Below are 16,201 nucleotides of genomic sequence, written 5' to 3' on the forward strand. Positions count from 1 at the left end.
ATTATGCCAGTGCGTCATTTACGGGCTTGAGTACGTTGCTTTCAAACCACGTCAGTTTTTCTTCATCCTCGCCAGCAGCCTGGCCACCGTTCTGGCCTCCGCCGCTTCCCGCCGTTTGCTTCACGGCTTTGGTTTTGCCGCTTGCCCTGGCCTCGCGTTTTTCCTGCACGCTGACATGTTCGGTCAGGGTGAATGTAACCAGCCAGGACATGCGCCCGTCCTGCGGCGGCGCGTCCAGTGTTCCGGTAAAAATCGCCTCACGGAAATTCACCGCCCGCGCCGCCTCATGTGCAACGCGGTATTTCTGGCGCTGGCCGCTGGCCTCCGTCGCGCTGGCCAGCTCAAAAATACGGCGCAGGATCTCCGGATTTTTATACGGAATTTCGCCGGAAACGCGCAGCTCCTTGCCTTTGATGCCCTGCTCGGATTTCGTGGTTGCACTCGTCTGGCCGGACTGGTCTTTGTCCTGGAATTGCTGCGATACGGTCACGCGCATGTTCTTCAGCAGAATGGCTTCACCGTTAAGCGCCAGTGTCGGGTTCGAGGTCATGTATCATTCCTTTTATGCCGTCGAGATTGTCGCCAACCAGCATCATGGCGGCGGTGTACACAGAGGACTGAAGCGGAATCCCTTTTACCAGCTCCAGAAGCGTGGACGGCAGATCGCCGCTGGCAGTAAACACCCATGCCCTGGCGCTTTTTCCCTGCAAATCCGCTAATCCGCTGGCAATGCCAGAAATCAGGCTTTCGCGCTGCTGTTTAAAATCCCCCATCAGCTTTTTTACGCCCGTCAAATCCGCGACGGCTGCGGCCTCCTGCTGGGCTTTCTTCACCGCAGCGGCCGCCAGAGCAGTGCGGCTTGTAGGCACAGAAAGCGGGATCGCCGCGGGTAAACTCTGACTGTATTTCGCCGGAATTTGCATCTTCTCCGCAGCCAGCTGCGCGGCGGACTGCGCCAGCCTCCGCACCTGGGTAAATGCCGGGCTGGGGAATACATCCACAAGCTTGTTCAGGCTGGCCATAAAGCTGTCATGCGTCTGGCCAGAAACCATCATGATCACGATATCCGCCGCCCCGCCCGTTCCGGCCAGCTTGTCAGCCAGGTAGTTGATCGCGTTTACCGGGCTGAGATACGCGCCGTTTTCTGTCTGTTGCCCTACCCCGTACACCCAGGGATGTACCGGGATAACGGAACAATTCAGCGCGGCCACGGAATCACTGAATGCAATTCGTGCTTCACGCCACATTGCCAGGCACCTCTGGCCACTCAATATCAGGTGCCTTACTGGTATCAACACGGTTAAGTAATACCCGGTATTTTTTCCATGCCGACAGACTTGCTGTTTCCGCCTCAGAAGCCATAGACAAATCAACAGCATCCTGAAGCGGGGAAATAGCTTCTGCCGCGCCAGCCAACAGCTGCGCCTTTAATAACTCTGCGCTTTCAATTTCCTCTTCCCGCGTAGGTGGCGCAATATCAACCCACACCATACATTTTGATTTTAGGCTGTAATATGGCGCTTTCCTGTCAGGTGAAACCATAAAAGTTTCATATTCTTCGTCAGTAATTTTTTTCAGGTCAGAGGGAACAGGAATACCCTGCTCCTCATAAGAATTGACGGTTTCCTCAAGATAAAAACTATTTTCTGAATTGCTAAAAAACTTGTCCATTTCAGTAGCCCGTAACGTTTAAGAAGAATGTACCACTACAGTTATGAGTCTGGATTTTCACCTGGTTTTTACCCACAGGCGTACAGAACCAGTATGACGCGGAGTTATTCCCGCCCGTTCCGTAATAGCTTGAACCTATACCCAGAATCCCGTTAGGGAATGACGTGGGCAGTGTTACAGTCACGGTGGCATTATTGCCGACAGAGATATTCCTCATAGACTGCATAAATACAGCACCATTGCCATGTGTATAGTACGCACTGTTATTTCCCGTAGTCGTTTTACCTACCCCATAACGCGCGTCGGATTCTGCTTTGGTGTACGCCTGACCTGCCGGGGTGTAATTGCCTTTTGGCTGGAAACGCCCGTCAGACTCTGCTTTTGTATAAGCCTGTCCAGCTGGGGTATAGCTCCCTTTTGGCTGGAAACGTCCGTCACTCTCCGCTTTGGTGTACGCGCCCGTTTTCGGCATATAACCCGCATCCGTTTGCGATTTAGTGTAATAACGCGAATCAAAGTTGGCATAACTGCCCGGATTAACTTGCCCTGGCGCGTTAAAATTCCCTTTGGTGTCCCATTTAAAATTCACCTCTTGCCCACCACTGCCTTTCATGTGTAGATGCCATGAAAGTTCATCTCCCGCGACAAGAGACCCTAAGGAGAAAGCCCATGAGTTTTTCCCCGCAATGGTTGCCTGCTGTTTAATTACCGGATGGTATTCACTCGCTCCGGTTGTGGAATATGAGTTAAAGAACGGTGCTTTAGCTTTGTACTGCTCAGCCCAGGCAAATGGTCCGGTATAACCCGCTGTAACTTCTTTATCCGCATTAATTGTATTATTAACGGTTAACGGCGTACCCGTCTGTAATGCACCTGTTGCCAAATTAACCCACAACGGACGAAGCGCGTTATAAGATCCATAAGCATCTCCTTTATTGGTGAGCATCAGATAAAGGTTATTTCCGTCATTACGCCAGAATGTTCCGTAATCACCGTACGCAATACGGAAACTGTTTGCAGATGTTGACTGAAACTCAGCAGCATTTCTAATCAGACCTTTAACCTCGGCACTTCCGGTCAGAGGAATCGCACCAACATCCCCGGCAGAGGGTTTATTTGCCGCGTCATATTGTTTTACCCAGGCTGACCACACACCGCTGTAAAGGGTACGGATGTACGTACGGGAACCATTGTAAACCCGGTAAATCTGCGTAATACCCGCATGTTTATAGACTTCCAGCGAACCGGCGTTTGCCTCCGGATAGTTTTTCCCGGTTTGTGCCTGAGCGTTCGCTGGCTGGTAATACAATCCCGGTTCGGTGAAGTTGTTTAAATCAGCGTTGCCACCAATCCCCGTAGAAAGTTTAAAAATATCGCCAGGGGTGATATTAAAATCAGATTTAAGCTCATGCCCGTTCACTTTTCGCGTTTGTGGCACGCGTCCGTTCGCATTGTCATCTGCGGCCTTGCCTTTGTCGTATGCCGCTTTAACCGCTTTAGGTGTCGCAGCCATTGCCTCAGACGTGCTATCCGTCGCGCTACTTAACTTTGTGAATCCCTTCTCGGTAGTAGTGGCATCAGGATGGTTACGCGATTTTTCATGTGCCTTTAACGCCTGGTCAGCAAGATCACCTGTCGGGCGCAGATCGGTAATATTGCCATTCGCATCAATACTTGCCACGGCAAAAACGTAATGCTGCACACCGTTTTGCACATAATCAGCCAGGTCAGCCGCCACTGTAATTTTGCTGGCCACACCCCAGGCGCTGGTCAGCGTTCCCGTCCATGCCACATCCAGCCAGACTTTTGCTGGTTTAGCCGGAACAGAAATATTCTGGTTAGCCGCCAGCTGCGCGCGCAACCCGCGCACATATCCCACCCCGGCCGTCACGAAATATTGTGAGCCGTTCTTTGCGACAAGCCAGCCATTACCCATGAAAGCCGCCGCGCCGTACAGGTCGATATTTTCCATGCGCTGACGTTCATCCATTGCGGCCATACGTGCGGTGAAGTCAATCTGCCAGGTTTCCGCTGGCGTGTTGATTCCGGTCTCAGCCTGTGCGCCGTTGTACTCCATCAAAAACGAACGGGTGAGCACATTACCCTGCTGTCCATCCTTCGTTTTCAGCTTCTGCTGTAGCGGCGCATGAACAATCATGGCCAGCGTGTTGCTCGCCTTGTTAATCAGGCCGATCCAGTTAAACGAAAAATCACCCACTTCCGCGCCCAGTACAACGGAGTGAACCACGGCATTTTCATTGACCACACCTTTACGGCTGACGGCCTGGCGGTGAACGATTTGCGCGGCAGGTGGCAGTGTTTCCTTGCGGTCAACGGGCTTAGTGGCATCCAGCCCCGGCACGTTGGCAAAAACAAATTCATCCAGCAGAACGGCTTCACCCGTTACCGCCTGGCTTGCTTTCCACTGCTCAAAGGCCAGTGTGATCGCTGTCTGTGACATAAATTCTCCCTATAAACTCGCGCTAAACGTTGCGCCACTGGCTTCCGTGCTGTTCAGACGTGCCGGATAAACCACGTATTCCCCCTGATCCCATCCCGCCCGGATAGCCAGGCTTTCAGACGTGATCACTTCAAACTGATAACGGCGGCAGGTTCGCCCGTACTGCCGGATTATCTGAATCATCAGCTGCGTGTTGTCTGCAATCTGGCTGTCCGTGACGCGTACCATGATCACGTCCCAGTCGATGTCCGGCTGGCGTTCTACCAGCTCCACGTAACCAATCCCCAGCCGTGAAAAGATGTTTATGAACCCTTCAACGGAACCCGCATCACGCGCATTAATGAAGGCATAGGCCACGCGCTTGCGGTACAGGCTCAGCGGTTCGCCACTGAAACGGCTTATGTCACGGTCATACGCGATTAAATTGAGTACCGGCTCTATGCAGGTCAGCGGATCAAACTGACGTAATGGCCATGTGATCCAGCTGTACACCTCAGCCCAGTACGTCCGCGCCGTGCGCAGTAAAGCCAGCGGCTCACCTTTATTCATCCAGGACGGCAGCGACATGCTGGCCAGTTTTTTCAGAAAATCATTCATCTTCCAGGCTCACCGTTAAGGAGTTAAGGCGCGGTACGCTCAGATCGCTGGTGATATCCTTCAGCGAAAACTCGATGGAATCCGAATCCGGGAAGGTTTTGTGCACCTCGCGCCCCAGCTGCGAAAACGAAAAGCGGGAATATGGCCATGTTTTTTTCACGTCATAATCCGTGTTTTCCCTGAAGGCGCAGCGGATCAGGTTTTCAATCCCTTTCTTCAGCGTGCCCTGCTGTTCCTCGTCAAGATTGCTCAGGTTTCTGACATACACCGTCACGTTCAGATCGTGGCGGGTTTCCGGCATGGCAAAGCACTGCATATCGTCCCCGTGCCCGTGGTGGCCTTGCGTGTTGATGTAGTCATTAACCGCTTCAATAAACGGCTCAGACGTGACCCCGCTATCAAGCAACAGATACGCGTTCGCTGTACCCGGACCACGTGGCGCGTCATGCAGAAAGAAAATCCGGTCAATACTCAGTCCGGCCACGCTCGCAATCATCGAACGGTAAACCGCGTCCGTGTGGTAGTTCCCCACCAGGTTGAACTGGTTCCGGCAGCGCTCGCGCAGCTCGTCATCACTTTCTTCATCCGCGCCCGGCACGGTCAGCCAGTCCTCTTCACTGGCCACATGGCTGATACCGTCCACGGCCACGGGCAAAATGCGGTAATAGCCCGGCGCAAGGTTGTACGCCCCGCCCGTTCCGGTGGCTTTGACGGCCAGCAAAGCACTTGCCGTGCCGGACGGGATCACCACGTCAGCGACCGTGGCCATGGCGTAAACCTTGCCGTTAATCCTTTCGGTCTGGACTACCGTTCCCGCCGCCACGGTGACGGCCTGTTTTGAATCCTCCTTGTAAAAGCGGATCACACCTTCCGCAGCGCTGGCAGGCTTAGCCGTGACATTCACCGCCCAGGCCAGCAGACGCAGCATCTGCCCACCCGCTGTGGCCACAAACATATTGGTCATGACCACCGAAACCAGCGCATCCTTCAGCCACATTACTGGCGCGGTCACAATGGCGGTAATGAGCCGCCAGAACGGAGACATGCGCGACGTGTTGGTAATCAGCCCTTCCTGCGCGGCGATGGCGTTGAAGCGGGTGCGCACCGCCTCTTCCGTAACGGGCATCCCGCTGGACTTCACCACCTCTTCAAAATCAACCTGCGGCTTTTCCGTCATAGCTCCACCTGTGCTGATATTCCGCCAAAGTCGTACGTGCTCGCCGTCACCCATAACCGCTTCGGGCTTTCCTCACTCACATCCACCGTACCCGGCACAATGCGTTCATCTTCTTCAATCAGCAGTTCCAGCTGCGTGAAGATATCCGCGCGTAAAGTCGGGCTGCGTTCGCCAACCAGCTGCGTGGCCAGACCGCTTTCCAGAATGCTGTGAATAATGTCCTGCCCGATACTTTTGCGGTTATTACACAGCTCAGGCTCTTTCCCGGTATTCAGAACAAAATTACCGTTTTCAATCAGCAGATCGATGTAAAGCAAATCACTCATGGGTTTAGCTCCTGCCACTCCTGCAATTGTCCCGGTGAAAGCATTTCTTTCGGGTAGATATTCACCGTGTCAATTTTGCGGCTGTTGTCCGTAACAGATTTAGAATTGCTGTTTATGGTTTTACTGATCCCGCCGCGCTCAACGCCTTTAAGCTCCCCACCAGTTAAAAGCACACTGGGGGCAATTGCTGGCGGTGGCTCAGGTAATAACGTGTTTTGCGTTAACTGCTGCGTAATATTTCCGCCATACTCAACCTGTTTTATTTCAGGTGAAGTAATCGCAGACTGTTCAACCTGTTTAGGGTTGAAAGGGATTCCCTTATTTGCTCCCGAACCTGAATCAGCAGCCAGGGCAATATCCACGCCCGGAATTTTATTCAGCTTTTCAATAATCCAGTTGTACGTTCCGGTAAATGAACCTTTCAGGGTGTCCCACAATTTCCCAAAAACGCCACCGATCACGCTGGCCATTTTTTCAAAGGAGGCAACAGGGGAATTAATATCAAAGGCGTTAACCACATCACCCCAGCCCTCAATAACGATCCCGAACATCTCAATGACCGTCTGAATGGAACGATAAACCAGCTCAAACGGAGTCAGAACCATGCCAACCGCCCCCGCCACCACACGGCCAAAGGTTTCCCCCGCGCTGGTCACGCCAGCCAGTTTTTCCCCGGTCATTTGTACCGGGGAAAGCAGGTTGCCAAACCAGCCAAACAGCGTTTTAACGCCATTCCAGACCCAGCCCACCGCCGTGGCGATGCCGCTGAATAGCCCTTTAAACGGAGTCAGTGCGCCACTGGCCTGGCTGAAACCACTGATAAAGCCGCTGACGAAAGCCTTGATCGGTTGCCAGAACTTAATGACCGCCAGCACCACGCCAGCAATGGCCAGGGCAACAGCCGCAATCGGGGCAATCATCAGTAAAAACGAGGCAGACCCCATACGGGCGGCAATACTGGCGGCGAGCAGTGCGGCACGCAAACCCCGCAACCCGGCAGTAAACAGCTGCGTCACGGCGTTACTGGCGAGCATTGCCAGGCGATTGAGTCCCAGCAGTCTGGCCATGGGCGCCAGCACCTTCGTCATGCCCATCATCACAAACGAACTGACGCCCATCACGATATTGGCAACAGCACCCACGGCGGCAAAACTCAGCAGCGCTAACGCGGCATACCCCACCACCCGCGCGATGTTGGGAAACAGCTGCATCCACCGGGCAAAGGTTTGCCCCATATCTGCCAGGCGATTCAGCAGCGGATACAGTACCGGGATCAGCGTCAGGCCAATGACGGTTTTGATGGCCGTCAGAATGGCAATAAAGCGATCCCACGGTTTCACCATTCTGGCCGCCATTTCCTGGGTGCGCTTCAGCCCGTCAGCACCGCCCAGTTCGGTGATATTCCGCTGAAGTAGCGCCACGTTGCCATACAGCTGCTTAACCACCGCCGAACTGTCCCCAAAGGCTTCATCCAGCTCCGCCTGTGCCTTCAGGTTCCCTTCCAGGCTCTTGCCATATTTGCCCTGTAGCTTCGCCAGCATTTCAGGCATGGACAGCATTTTTCCGGTAGCGTCAGTAAAGGACAGCCCCAGCTTTTTAGCGCCATCGATCGCGCCCGTCATAAAGCCTTCGTAAGCGCTGCTCGCTTCCGTTCCCAGCGTGCGGCTCAGTTGCCCCAGAACGGCCAGCTGTTCATCCAGCCCGACACCGTAGTTGGTTCCCACGCCGCGCGCGCCTTCCATCAGGTCTTTGATAGTGCCCATTTCCGCGCCGAACGTCTTGCGCATATAAACCATCTTTCCGGCCAGCTGTTCAGCGAACTGCACTTTACCCAGGCGGGCGGCATCAGAGGAAAAGTTGCCGAACATCTGCCCCATAAACTCCGACGTTTCCGCCGCGGTTGATTTCATGGCAAACGCCAGGACGTTGGCGACTTTGGTCACTTTCGGCAGTTCATTCCCGGTCAGTCCGGCAATGGCCGCATTAATTGATTCAGTGGACTGAACAAACTCCACGGCGCTGGCGCCGTATGTCGTGCTGAACATGAGCGCATCGCGCCGGACGGTTTTTAGCGCAGAATCGTCGATACCTTTTGCGGCCGCCTCGTTCAGTGCGTCATACATTTCTATGGCCGGGGACAATGCGCCTTTGATGGCCATGCCCGTTCCGGCCAGCGCCAGCACGCCGCCGCCAATCTTCGTAAACGCTGCCGCTGATTTTTCCGCAAAGCCGGTCACATTGTTCTGCACCTGTTTTAAAGGGCGGGACAATTTATCGATCAGGCTTAATGTAAAATCTAACTGTTTCATTCAGCGCCTTTAAAAGCAGTGCTCATTCCATTTGCCGTAGCAATGCGCATATTTTCCCAAAAACGATTATCCAGCCAGACAGCGGCGGCGATATCGTCAACAGAATCTTCCCCGTGGGGTAAATAGTGGCGGCGTAAAATTAAATACTGATCGAGTCCGTTTCTTTCAATAGCCCGGACTCGCTTTGTCAGTTTTTTACTTCAATTTCCAGCTCAGGTGCGTAAATTTCATTTACCTTGCCAGCCAGCTGCAATGCTGCACCCGGACGTTTTAAAAGCTCGACCAGCGCGTCTTTACTCTCCGGCTCCACGATGCGGGTCAGGTAGTTATGCGCCGGGGCAACTTTGTTATCCATCGACATTTCATTAATGAATTTGTTATAGGCGGTCTGATTAGGTGCGAAAACAATTTCTTTACCACATACAACAAGATTAATTTTCTGTTCCATTTAATACACTCTCTCGTTTGTTTATTTCATCTATCAGCGCGTTATGACGTGCTGCACACACAGAATATAAATCCTGATATTCAATAGCAGGGGCAGCAATATCCGCCCCGGTATTACCTTTAATGCGAGGAAGATTTTCCGTTGGGCATTTTCGCTTCAGGTTTTCCTGATAAGGTACGCTCGGTATTTTCGACGGTTGCGTTATACATCCGGATAAAATCATCAGACACGCAAACATTAGTGAAAACCGGCTTAAGAATTTCTGTTCTGATCTCCTTCGGTCTGCCACTTTCCAGCGCCTCCAGCTTATCTTCCAGCCCCCTGGCGGATTCGCTGGCAATCTCCAGCATCGCCTTTTGGGACTTGTTACCCGCAACCTGTGCGGCGGAGTTGATCGCCAGCTCCAGACTGTCACGCCGCCAGTCAGCGGTCAGCCAGCCCCAGACAAATGCCAGCGCAACCACTACCAGCCACTGGCCGTTTGTCATCAGCGCACCCCGTTATGCTCCAGACTGAAGTGATTACCGTCCGGACGGGATTTAAAGCGGCCGCCCCACGTACCGCCCAGCGATTCCCAGTATTCACCCAGTGGGAGATAATCGGCAGTGTCTGTTTTGTACTGGCCATTCACGAACAGATTAAAGTCCACGGCCAGGCGCTGGGTATGCAGACTGTTGGTGATACCGCTGCCCTTTTTAGCGTTCAGCGCGGCCTGTTCCGGCGTGCGGTACGCCTCGCCAAACGTCAGACGATAGCCGTGCTCTTCAGCCCAGTGGATCAGATTGCCCACCATCACGGTAAACAGCTGCTGTTTTTCACTTAACGTCATAATTTACCCGCCCCTGCGTTAATCCCTTTACGTTTGAGCCAAAGCTCAACCCCCTGAAGCCCGGCCAGCCCCAGCGCTGAACCAATCCCCAGAAGCGCCAGCGGGTGAAGCTCCGGAACCAGATACAGCGCCGAACCCGCCGCCACAGAAAGCGCACTCCCGACAATGACACGCCCGATGGCCAGCCGTGCCGTAACAGGCTCATTGCTGGACAGTAGCTTACCCAGCGCGATAAGCGCCCCCATAACCGCCAGCGTCAGAGCGCCTTTTTCGTACTCCTGCATCCCTGCCCCTTACCCGATCAGGTTTTCCGTGGCTTCCGCTTCCAGATACGGAACGCCGTTGATGTTTACGAACTTTGGACTGGTCACAAAGTATTTGATTTTGTGCGTGGCCACGCTGCCACCCTTCGGATCGATATCCAGCAGGTTACTCAGCTGAAGTTTGCAGCCGAACGTCTCCACCTTAACTTCCTCATTACCGGCTTTGGCATAGAAGAGGAAATCCACAGGTTCAATACCGCGCCAGGAACCTGCCGATCGCGCTTTTGCCGTCAGCACGCTCAGCACTTTGGAACTGACTTCAATTTCACCCTCAGCGGCCACATCACCATCTACGTGTCCATCCGGCACGCCACGGGTCTGCGCGGCGGCGCTGTTGTCCGTGATATCGAGAGAAATTTTCTCGATGTGGATCAGATCGCCGTCAACGTATGAATCAAACGACATTCCCGAAATACGCTTACTCATGCGGCGACCTCCAGGCTGGCATCCAGTAACAGACTAATGGTGATTTGCAGCGGCACTTCCCAGGTGCGCACTACAATGTAAATCTCCACCGCCTTTTTGTTTTTCCAGACAATGGTCACATCACCATCCTGCGGCGGCTTCACTTCGCCGGGGAATGAAACCCCGTTGATGTTTGCTGCCGTGGACATTTCGCGCAGCGGCTTCGCAAACAGCGTCTGGTGTGCGGCAATGCTGCCCGGTGTGCTGTTAAGCGAACGGTCTGCAATTTTGCCGATGGCCAGCAGACGCACCCGGCGTGCGGCTTTATCGGCCACGCGCAGCGTCTCGATGGACTGATAATCGCCCCCTTCCACGTCCAGCGTGCGGCCGTCTGACCAGTAGAACCCGTCATAGTCCGGATACCACATCGGCACGCTGAAGCGCTGCGCCTCCAGCGCCTGAAGCGTGGCCAGCTCTAGCACCGCCCCTGTGCCATCCAGCGGCAGTTCATCACTGCCCAGGCTGACAAGTGCCCCCGTTTTTACACGCGCCGGACTGTCCGCCACGGTGACGGCACGGTTACACAGACGGCCAGCCAGCACGCCCGGTTCATTCCCCCAGAGCCGGGGAACCAGCTGCACCGCTTTTTCCGCAATGCCGTCCTGGAGGATGGCCACGCGCGCAAGGTAATCCGCCTGTCCCTCCTCTTCCTGTATTCCCTGTGTGGCCAGAATGAACCACACCCAGCGGCCATATTTGGCGATCAGATCCGCGCGCAGCTTAACGGCCTGGTTAATCTCCGCCTTTGTGGAAATGTCATTGCACAGCACCACACCTTCAACAGAGCACGACACCTGCGCGGCCAGCACCGCTTTAACCCACGCATCCGGCTCGCTGTCAGCTGCCAGCACATGGACGAACCCCCACCAGTTCTGGCCAGCATTCGACATTGCCGCCAGAACATCCCGTTTTAACTGGCTGTCCGCCTCACCCAGAAGCGCGTCAAAATCGCTCTGGGTGTTCACAGCCAGGGTCTTGCCTGTATTTTTGGTTCCCGTACCGATAAACAGCACCGTGCGTTCCACCTCATTGGTCTCGCCCAGTAGCTGGTTTACCTGGTTAACGGTCACATTTGGCCAGGTCATGTTCTCCCCCTGATATCCTGCGCATTCACATCCCAGCCAAAGCCGATGGCCTGAAGCTGGCGTGCCAGCGCCTTGTTAAAATCTTCATCACCCATTCCCAGAAATACGCGGGAAGGGAGATCGATAGTCCAGCTCGTTTTTACAGCCTTGCCGCTTAGCTTCCGGATAAGCAAACCCGCCTGTCCGTATGGCATTTCGCTGGTTATTTCCCGGATTGTGGGTTTTTTCCAGCGTTTACCCCGTCGCACCCGGTAGCCCAGCGCGCGCAGTTTCTTTGCCTGCGCAGCGGTGGCCATCTTTCCCGCCTGTACCTTTCCCGGCTGGCTGGCGCGACTCACACGAACGCGCATACCGTTCTGCTGTGAATACCCCACAGTGCCAGCGGGTACAGGTTTATCCCCGTTCCGGTAGCCGCCACCCTGCAAGTAAATCCGCACGGCCTGAATTTCAGGCATTTCCCGGATATGCAGCAGTTTCGGCATATTGCGCAGCATCTTGCCTTTGCGCTTCGTTTTGCGCCCTTCCCAGCCTTCCCCGTCCGGCGTTTCCTGGTTCCGCACGTTGCGCTTGGCAGCGGCAATAACGCCATATTTCGCCATTCGCCACAGCAGCCGCTGTCGTTTTTTGGGCGGCAGCTCCATGCTGGCCAGCGCCTTTTTCAGCTCCGCCAGCTGGCGCTTGTTAAGCTCCCCTCCGGCAATCACGAGGCATCGCCTACAGGCGCACCGGATTCATCCACGCCGTAAACCGTCGCCGTCAGCGCCGTCCAGATCTCCGGCTCAGCCAGAGACCAGCGCTTTCCCTGCCAGGGGATTAATCCCTTTTCGTCCTCACGGATCACCAGCTCTTCCGCCATGGGAACCGTCAGGACAATATCGGCGGTTTCTTCATCGGCCACCGACACATCCCACTGCGGATCGGCCTCAGTTACCCCGATTTCGTCCAGCAGCTCCCTGTCTGCCTCATCGAGCCAGGCAGCCATCAGCGACATAAGCAGCTGCGGCGGGCACAGGCGATACGGGAAACGCTCCCAGCTCAGTACCGCGTCATAGCGGATCACCGCCTGGCGGTACTGCCCCAGCCCCAAATCCTTTGCAGCCGGTACGAACTCCATTTCATCCACAACGCTGCCAAAAGCCTTCATCGCACGGGCTGGCACGTTGCTGGTAAAGAACGCCGTCAGGTTTTCAAGCTGTGTCTGGTTCATACCTTCTTCACCGTTGCTCTTTTCAGCCCCTTCATACGGCGGATCACAACAGATGCTTCTGCCAGTAACCCGGCGCGGGTTTCCGTGCTTTCCTGGCCTGGGTGAGAGTCACGCCGCCCAACGGTGGCAAACTCCCCCAACAGGTCCGCTTTTGCCCTGGCAAAAACCGCCTTCATGTACTGCGCACAGAGGGCGTTTAGCTCCCCCATCCGTGCCCCCGGCGCGTCCCCTGCGCTCAGAACCCCTTTTGCCTTCCAGCTGGCTTCCACTTTTTCCAGCTCCGCATTCACCTCCGCCACGGCCGCAAGCAGCGCCTGGGCAACGGTGTCCGCCTCAACATCAGCCGGGATCGCTCGCTGTGCCTGAAAATCCTTCAGGTTCAGGTCTGGCCAGAATCCTTCGTTTTTTAGCGGCTCGTCCTGATAATCAAGCGGCTTTCCACTAAACATGGCTCCCCCGAAAAAATAGGCGGGCTGTCCGGTTTCCACGGCGCAGCTTCACATCGTGTTTCTGCCCTCCACCGCGCCCGCCTGGCTTGCGGTAGTCTTTAACCCTGCGTCAGTTTTCGGATACGTGCGGCGATGGTCTGCCGCTGCGTTTTAACGCCGATTTTCAGGTAATACTGTTCTGCGGTGGCCAGCAGCTGATCGGCTTTCTTAAGTGTTTCCACATCGTCCACACCCGCCGCTGTTTTCTGGCCATCCTCACCGCGCAGCAGCTGCAACCCGGCGAACTTGTACCATTTCGCTGTCACCTGCTCATGCAGCCGCCACCGGGTGGCCACGTTCTCAAACGTGCGTGAAAAATAAGGCTCAATGCTTTCCCCGCGCCCCGCAGACTCCTCCGCCCAGGCCAGCATCGTATCGGCCACGAACGTTGGAAAATTGCTGCGCAGCCGTTCCGGTGTAGCTTGTTGCTGGGCAATAGCGATATCAGCCCATTCCAGCGCCTTATCCAGATCGCCCACATCAAACAGCCAGATCACGCACCACGCCAGAACCGGATTGGCATACACCTGGCCGCTGGCCAGATACGCTTCCACAGTCGGAACCCATTTCGGCAGCAGCACATTGCGCTTATGCTCAACGCGATCAGCAATCAGCGGCAGGCTTCGCACCTGTTCCACATCTGTTTCCAGCGCCTTAATCAGCAAGTGCATGCTTTCCGTGGTGCCAACTGCCAGGCTTTGCTTCAGCTTTTGTTCCATCGCAATGCGCTGGTTATGACGCTGCGCGGGTGAAAGAGACATTGATTAACCCTCCACTGGCTCTGACGGCTTGCCGATGGTCACGGCATTTTCATCAATCGCCGCGTACAGCTCCGGCACTTCAACCGCATAGCCTTCGTTGCGCAGATATTTGTTTTCGAACTGTTTGCGATCCTCCACAAACTCAGCCTTACGCATACGGGTGTTGCGCTGGGTGTAGATGTGCAGGTTTTTCAGCGGAGTAACCACCATGCGTTTACCCGGCATGAACGGCGGAATGATTGCCGGACGGCCAGCAATAGTGCTTCCCAGCATCTGCGCCGCGATTTTCTCCGTTGGGCGATCAGCGGCCTGATACAGTCGGTACTGTTCGGCGGCCACCAGGTCAGCACCTACCAGCACCACCAGGCGCGGGTCATTGCGGAACTGAGCCGGGATTTTGGCGTTAATCAGATCGGAGGCCATCGCATCCAGCGATTTGTAATCTCCCGCTTCATCCAGAACGACCGGATCGGTCATAATCTGATTGCCACCCAACAGCGTTTTCATACGCTCATGCCAGCCAATGTTCACATCTTCGCCGTTCGGGTTAGCAGTAGGGTCAGTGGTTTTAGCGCGGCTCTTCCCGTTGAAACCAATGCGCAGCATATCCAGTGCGAAAGCCTGGGTAGTGAAAGCCTGAACCAGGTTGTAAAACTCGTTTTCGTCTTTGCCAGCATTAGCCCAGACGGAAAGCAAATCCCAGCGCAGTGCCGCACAGGTGTCCGTTTCAACCAGCGAATAATCATTACCGTCAACGCCTACCTGACGGACAAAACGGCCGTTCTCACTGCGCCCGGTATGAAGAACAGATGAACCAACAGAGATCACCTGGCCACTCAGCTGGTCAACGTCCAGGCATGTGAGCATGTCCAGGAACTCGACCGACTCCAGCAGCGCCAGACGCAGCGCATTTTCCTGCGGGTCATTCAGGGAAAAATAGCGACTGGTATCACGTGCGCCGAACTGCTGCGCCATTCCAGCCGTATATTTATCCAGTAAATCCCGCCCACGGTTATTAAGGTGCATAAAACTCCCTCGCATTTACGCGATTATTTAACTTGTTTTTACTTTTTTGCTTTTATGCAAATTACAGGAAATTGAATTTCCCGGATTTGGACGGAACCTGGCGCTGTTTGCGCTGACCGCCTTTACTACCCAGATCGTTAAAGCGGTTAACGATTTCTTTTGCGTTGGAACGCAATTCTGCAAACTCTTCCGTGTCTACAACTTCTGCAATGGTATCAACATCACCCTGCATTTCCTGTAGCGTATTTTCAATCGTGGCCAGGCGGCCTTCAATTTCATTCACCGCATTTGCAAGAGCCTGTAATTTATCGTCTCCCTGCGGCGCTTCTTCTGACGGGGACTCTTCTTCAAACTTCGGCTTAATACCAAAATACGACTGCCATTTTTTCTTTGACATTTTTTCTCCCTGCTTAATTTTGCCTTCTGTGGTCAATACACAACGGTAATAACCTTGTTTAGATAAACTGCGCTCACTGAAACGCATTCGTGTAGTGCCAACACTGGCCGGACGGTTCGTTACTGCCAGCCCTTTAAGGTAAAAACGACCAGTCCCCCGCCAGTCCTCTTCTGGCTCAATAGAAAAGAACAGTAACTGCCCCTCTTCATTTGCATACAGCAGACGTATGTTCGGGCAGAGGCTGACATATAAACGGGCAAGACCATCATCACCATCGCGCCAGGTAGCTTCAAGCACCTCCCCGAAACTGGCTCCAGAATGATCGTGTTCAGGCCAGAGCAATGCTACGTAATGGTTAAAGTCATAGGTTTCCCCCATATCTATAATCCATTGCCGTTCAATGACTCTTCCGTCTACCGTATCCCCTTCGGTGGCAACACACAGCCAGTCAGTTTTTAAATGCGACACATATTTCCCCCTCTGTCGATTTACTGTTTACCGTGCTGTGGATTTGATTATTGCTAATTAAACGCATCCCCGCATCACGCTTTATTCTGAACAGTTCGGTTATAAGCCATTACCGAACAGCCCCGAATTAACCCCGCCGTTTTTTCATCATTACCACGGCATA

General features: G+C 54.3%; 21 protein-coding genes. All 21 read right to left on the reverse strand.

The genetic code is table 11. The annotated features are described in order from the left end of the window. Position 1: 1 nt before the first annotated feature. Complete coding sequence (locus ACOT0L_RS11055) at positions 2-550, reverse strand: protein phage (RefSeq protein WP_032657780.1); 549 nt, start codon at positions 548-550, stop codon at positions 2-4. Next, the gene (locus ACOT0L_RS11060; RefSeq protein WP_044857639.1) at positions 522-1,247 is read right to left on the reverse strand and encodes a hypothetical protein; all 726 of its coding nucleotides are present in this window, start codon (positions 1,245-1,247) and stop codon (positions 522-524) included. The genes ACOT0L_RS11055 and ACOT0L_RS11060 overlap by 29 nt, the downstream gene beginning before the upstream one ends. After that, a complete protein-coding gene (locus ACOT0L_RS11065; protein ID WP_032657776.1) occupies positions 1,237-1,671 on the reverse strand; it encodes a tail fiber assembly protein in 435 nt (144 codons plus the stop codon). The genes ACOT0L_RS11060 and ACOT0L_RS11065 overlap by 11 nt, the downstream gene beginning before the upstream one ends. A gap of 1 nt (position 1,672) precedes the next feature. Further along, positions 1,673-4,132, reverse strand: coding sequence for a phage tail protein (locus tag ACOT0L_RS11070; protein WP_126503607.1), 2,460 nt, complete (start codon positions 4,130-4,132; stop codon positions 1,673-1,675). Between the two features lie 9 nt (positions 4,133-4,141). After that, positions 4,142-4,729, reverse strand: a complete 588-nt coding sequence (locus ACOT0L_RS11075; RefSeq protein WP_032657774.1) for a hypothetical protein — start codon at positions 4,727-4,729, stop codon at positions 4,142-4,144. Further along, on the reverse strand, positions 4,722-5,906 hold the full coding sequence (locus ACOT0L_RS11080; protein ID WP_126503605.1) for a baseplate J/gp47 family protein: 1,185 nt from the start codon (positions 5,904-5,906) through the stop codon (positions 4,722-4,724). Before ACOT0L_RS11080 ends, ACOT0L_RS11075 begins: the two co-directional genes overlap by 8 nt. Then, positions 5,903-6,232, reverse strand: coding sequence for a DUF2590 family protein (locus tag ACOT0L_RS11085; protein ID WP_062939446.1), 330 nt, complete (start codon positions 6,230-6,232; stop codon positions 5,903-5,905). Before ACOT0L_RS11085 ends, ACOT0L_RS11080 begins: the two co-directional genes overlap by 4 nt. Beyond that, a complete protein-coding gene (locus tag ACOT0L_RS11090) occupies positions 6,229-8,541 on the reverse strand; it encodes a phage tail tape measure protein (protein WP_063444150.1) in 2,313 nt (770 codons plus the stop codon). The genes ACOT0L_RS11085 and ACOT0L_RS11090 overlap by 4 nt, the downstream gene beginning before the upstream one ends. Further along, a complete protein-coding gene (locus tag ACOT0L_RS11095) occupies positions 8,538-8,732 on the reverse strand; it encodes a DUF6890 family protein (protein WP_395314218.1) in 195 nt (64 codons plus the stop codon). The genes ACOT0L_RS11090 and ACOT0L_RS11095 overlap by 4 nt, the downstream gene beginning before the upstream one ends. Then, a complete protein-coding gene (locus ACOT0L_RS11100) occupies positions 8,729-8,989 on the reverse strand; it encodes a putative phage tail assembly chaperone (protein ID WP_063135641.1) in 261 nt (86 codons plus the stop codon). The genes ACOT0L_RS11095 and ACOT0L_RS11100 overlap by 4 nt, the downstream gene beginning before the upstream one ends. A 119-nt stretch (positions 8,990-9,108) precedes the next feature. Continuing rightward, complete coding sequence (locus ACOT0L_RS11105; RefSeq protein ID WP_032657757.1) at positions 9,109-9,477, reverse strand: hypothetical protein; 369 nt, start codon at positions 9,475-9,477, stop codon at positions 9,109-9,111. After that, positions 9,477-9,818: a M15 family metallopeptidase gene (locus tag ACOT0L_RS11110; protein ID WP_032657755.1), complete on the reverse strand. Its 342-nt coding sequence runs from the start codon at positions 9,816-9,818 to the stop codon at positions 9,477-9,479. The genes ACOT0L_RS11105 and ACOT0L_RS11110 overlap by 1 nt, the downstream gene beginning before the upstream one ends. Next, on the reverse strand, positions 9,815-10,102 hold the full coding sequence (locus ACOT0L_RS11115; RefSeq protein WP_032657752.1) for a phage holin family protein: 288 nt from the start codon (positions 10,100-10,102) through the stop codon (positions 9,815-9,817). The genes ACOT0L_RS11110 and ACOT0L_RS11115 overlap by 4 nt, the downstream gene beginning before the upstream one ends. Before the next feature lie 9 nt (positions 10,103-10,111). Beyond that, positions 10,112-10,567 carry a phage protein gene (locus ACOT0L_RS11120; RefSeq protein ID WP_032657750.1) on the reverse strand — a complete coding sequence of 152 codons (456 nt, stop codon included), beginning with the start codon at positions 10,565-10,567 and terminating at the stop codon, positions 10,112-10,114. After that, the gene (locus ACOT0L_RS11125; protein ID WP_032657748.1) at positions 10,564-11,691 is read right to left on the reverse strand and encodes a DUF2586 domain-containing protein; all 1,128 of its coding nucleotides are present in this window, start codon (positions 11,689-11,691) and stop codon (positions 10,564-10,566) included. Before ACOT0L_RS11125 ends, ACOT0L_RS11120 begins: the two co-directional genes overlap by 4 nt. Continuing rightward, positions 11,688-12,395 carry a hypothetical protein gene (locus tag ACOT0L_RS11130; RefSeq protein ID WP_058663725.1) on the reverse strand — a complete coding sequence of 236 codons (708 nt, stop codon included), beginning with the start codon at positions 12,393-12,395 and terminating at the stop codon, positions 11,688-11,690. Before ACOT0L_RS11130 ends, ACOT0L_RS11125 begins: the two co-directional genes overlap by 4 nt. Further along, complete coding sequence (locus ACOT0L_RS11135) at positions 12,392-12,898, reverse strand: phage tail protein (RefSeq protein WP_032657743.1); 507 nt, start codon at positions 12,896-12,898, stop codon at positions 12,392-12,394. Before ACOT0L_RS11135 ends, ACOT0L_RS11130 begins: the two co-directional genes overlap by 4 nt. Continuing rightward, a complete protein-coding gene (locus ACOT0L_RS11140) occupies positions 12,895-13,347 on the reverse strand; it encodes a head completion/stabilization protein (protein WP_045891406.1) in 453 nt (150 codons plus the stop codon). Before ACOT0L_RS11140 ends, ACOT0L_RS11135 begins: the two co-directional genes overlap by 4 nt. Positions 13,348-13,445: 98 nt before the next feature. After that, entirely contained in the window at positions 13,446-14,147 is a 702-nt protein-coding gene (gpM, locus tag ACOT0L_RS11145; RefSeq protein ID WP_063137269.1) for a phage terminase small subunit, read from the reverse strand. Between the two features lie 3 nt (positions 14,148-14,150). Next, on the reverse strand, positions 14,151-15,173 hold the full coding sequence (locus tag ACOT0L_RS11150; protein ID WP_126503603.1) for a phage major capsid protein, P2 family: 1,023 nt from the start codon (positions 15,171-15,173) through the stop codon (positions 14,151-14,153). Positions 15,174-15,234: 61 nt separating this feature from the next. Beyond that, the gene (locus ACOT0L_RS11155; RefSeq protein ID WP_126503602.1) at positions 15,235-16,038 is read right to left on the reverse strand and encodes a GPO family capsid scaffolding protein; all 804 of its coding nucleotides are present in this window, start codon (positions 16,036-16,038) and stop codon (positions 15,235-15,237) included. Between the last annotated feature and the right edge of the window lie 163 nt (positions 16,039-16,201).

Origin of the sequence: Enterobacter cloacae complex sp. XAL002 (assembly GCF_049236805.1) — a bacterium.
Taxonomy (GTDB): Bacteria; Pseudomonadota; Gammaproteobacteria; order Enterobacterales; family Enterobacteriaceae; genus Enterobacter; species Enterobacter intestinihominis.

Coding starts and splice junctions, on each gene's coding strand:
- ACOT0L_RS11055 (WP_032657780.1), bottom strand. CDS start 550: ATGACCTCGAACCCGACACTGGCGCTTAACGGTGAAGCCATTCTGCTG.
- ACOT0L_RS11060 (WP_044857639.1), bottom strand. CDS start 1,247: ATGTGGCGTGAAGCACGAATTGCATTCAGTGATTCCGTGGCCGCGCTG.
- ACOT0L_RS11065 (WP_032657776.1), bottom strand. CDS start 1,671: ATGGACAAGTTTTTTAGCAATTCAGAAAATAGTTTTTATCTTGAGGAA.
- ACOT0L_RS11070 (WP_126503607.1), bottom strand. CDS start 4,132: ATGTCACAGACAGCGATCACACTGGCCTTTGAGCAGTGGAAAGCAAGC.
- ACOT0L_RS11075 (WP_032657774.1), bottom strand. CDS start 4,729: ATGAATGATTTTCTGAAAAAACTGGCCAGCATGTCGCTGCCGTCCTGG.
- ACOT0L_RS11080 (WP_126503605.1), bottom strand. CDS start 5,906: ATGACGGAAAAGCCGCAGGTTGATTTTGAAGAGGTGGTGAAGTCCAGC.
- ACOT0L_RS11085 (WP_062939446.1), bottom strand. CDS start 6,232: ATGAGTGATTTGCTTTACATCGATCTGCTGATTGAAAACGGTAATTTT.
- ACOT0L_RS11090 (WP_063444150.1), bottom strand. CDS start 8,541: ATGAAACAGTTAGATTTTACATTAAGCCTGATCGATAAATTGTCCCGC.
- ACOT0L_RS11100 (WP_063135641.1), bottom strand. CDS start 8,989: ATGGAACAGAAAATTAATCTTGTTGTATGTGGTAAAGAAATTGTTTTC.
- ACOT0L_RS11105 (WP_032657757.1), bottom strand. CDS start 9,477: ATGACAAACGGCCAGTGGCTGGTAGTGGTTGCGCTGGCATTTGTCTGG.
- ACOT0L_RS11110 (WP_032657755.1), bottom strand. CDS start 9,818: ATGACGTTAAGTGAAAAACAGCAGCTGTTTACCGTGATGGTGGGCAAT.
- ACOT0L_RS11115 (WP_032657752.1), bottom strand. CDS start 10,102: ATGCAGGAGTACGAAAAAGGCGCTCTGACGCTGGCGGTTATGGGGGCG.
- ACOT0L_RS11120 (WP_032657750.1), bottom strand. CDS start 10,567: ATGAGTAAGCGTATTTCGGGAATGTCGTTTGATTCATACGTTGACGGC.
- ACOT0L_RS11125 (WP_032657748.1), bottom strand. CDS start 11,691: ATGACCTGGCCAAATGTGACCGTTAACCAGGTAAACCAGCTACTGGGC.
- ACOT0L_RS11135 (WP_032657743.1), bottom strand. CDS start 12,898: ATGAACCAGACACAGCTTGAAAACCTGACGGCGTTCTTTACCAGCAAC.
- ACOT0L_RS11140 (WP_045891406.1), bottom strand. CDS start 13,347: ATGTTTAGTGGAAAGCCGCTTGATTATCAGGACGAGCCGCTAAAAAAC.
- gpM (WP_063137269.1), bottom strand. CDS start 14,147: ATGTCTCTTTCACCCGCGCAGCGTCATAACCAGCGCATTGCGATGGAA.
- ACOT0L_RS11150 (WP_126503603.1), bottom strand. CDS start 15,173: ATGCACCTTAATAACCGTGGGCGGGATTTACTGGATAAATATACGGCT.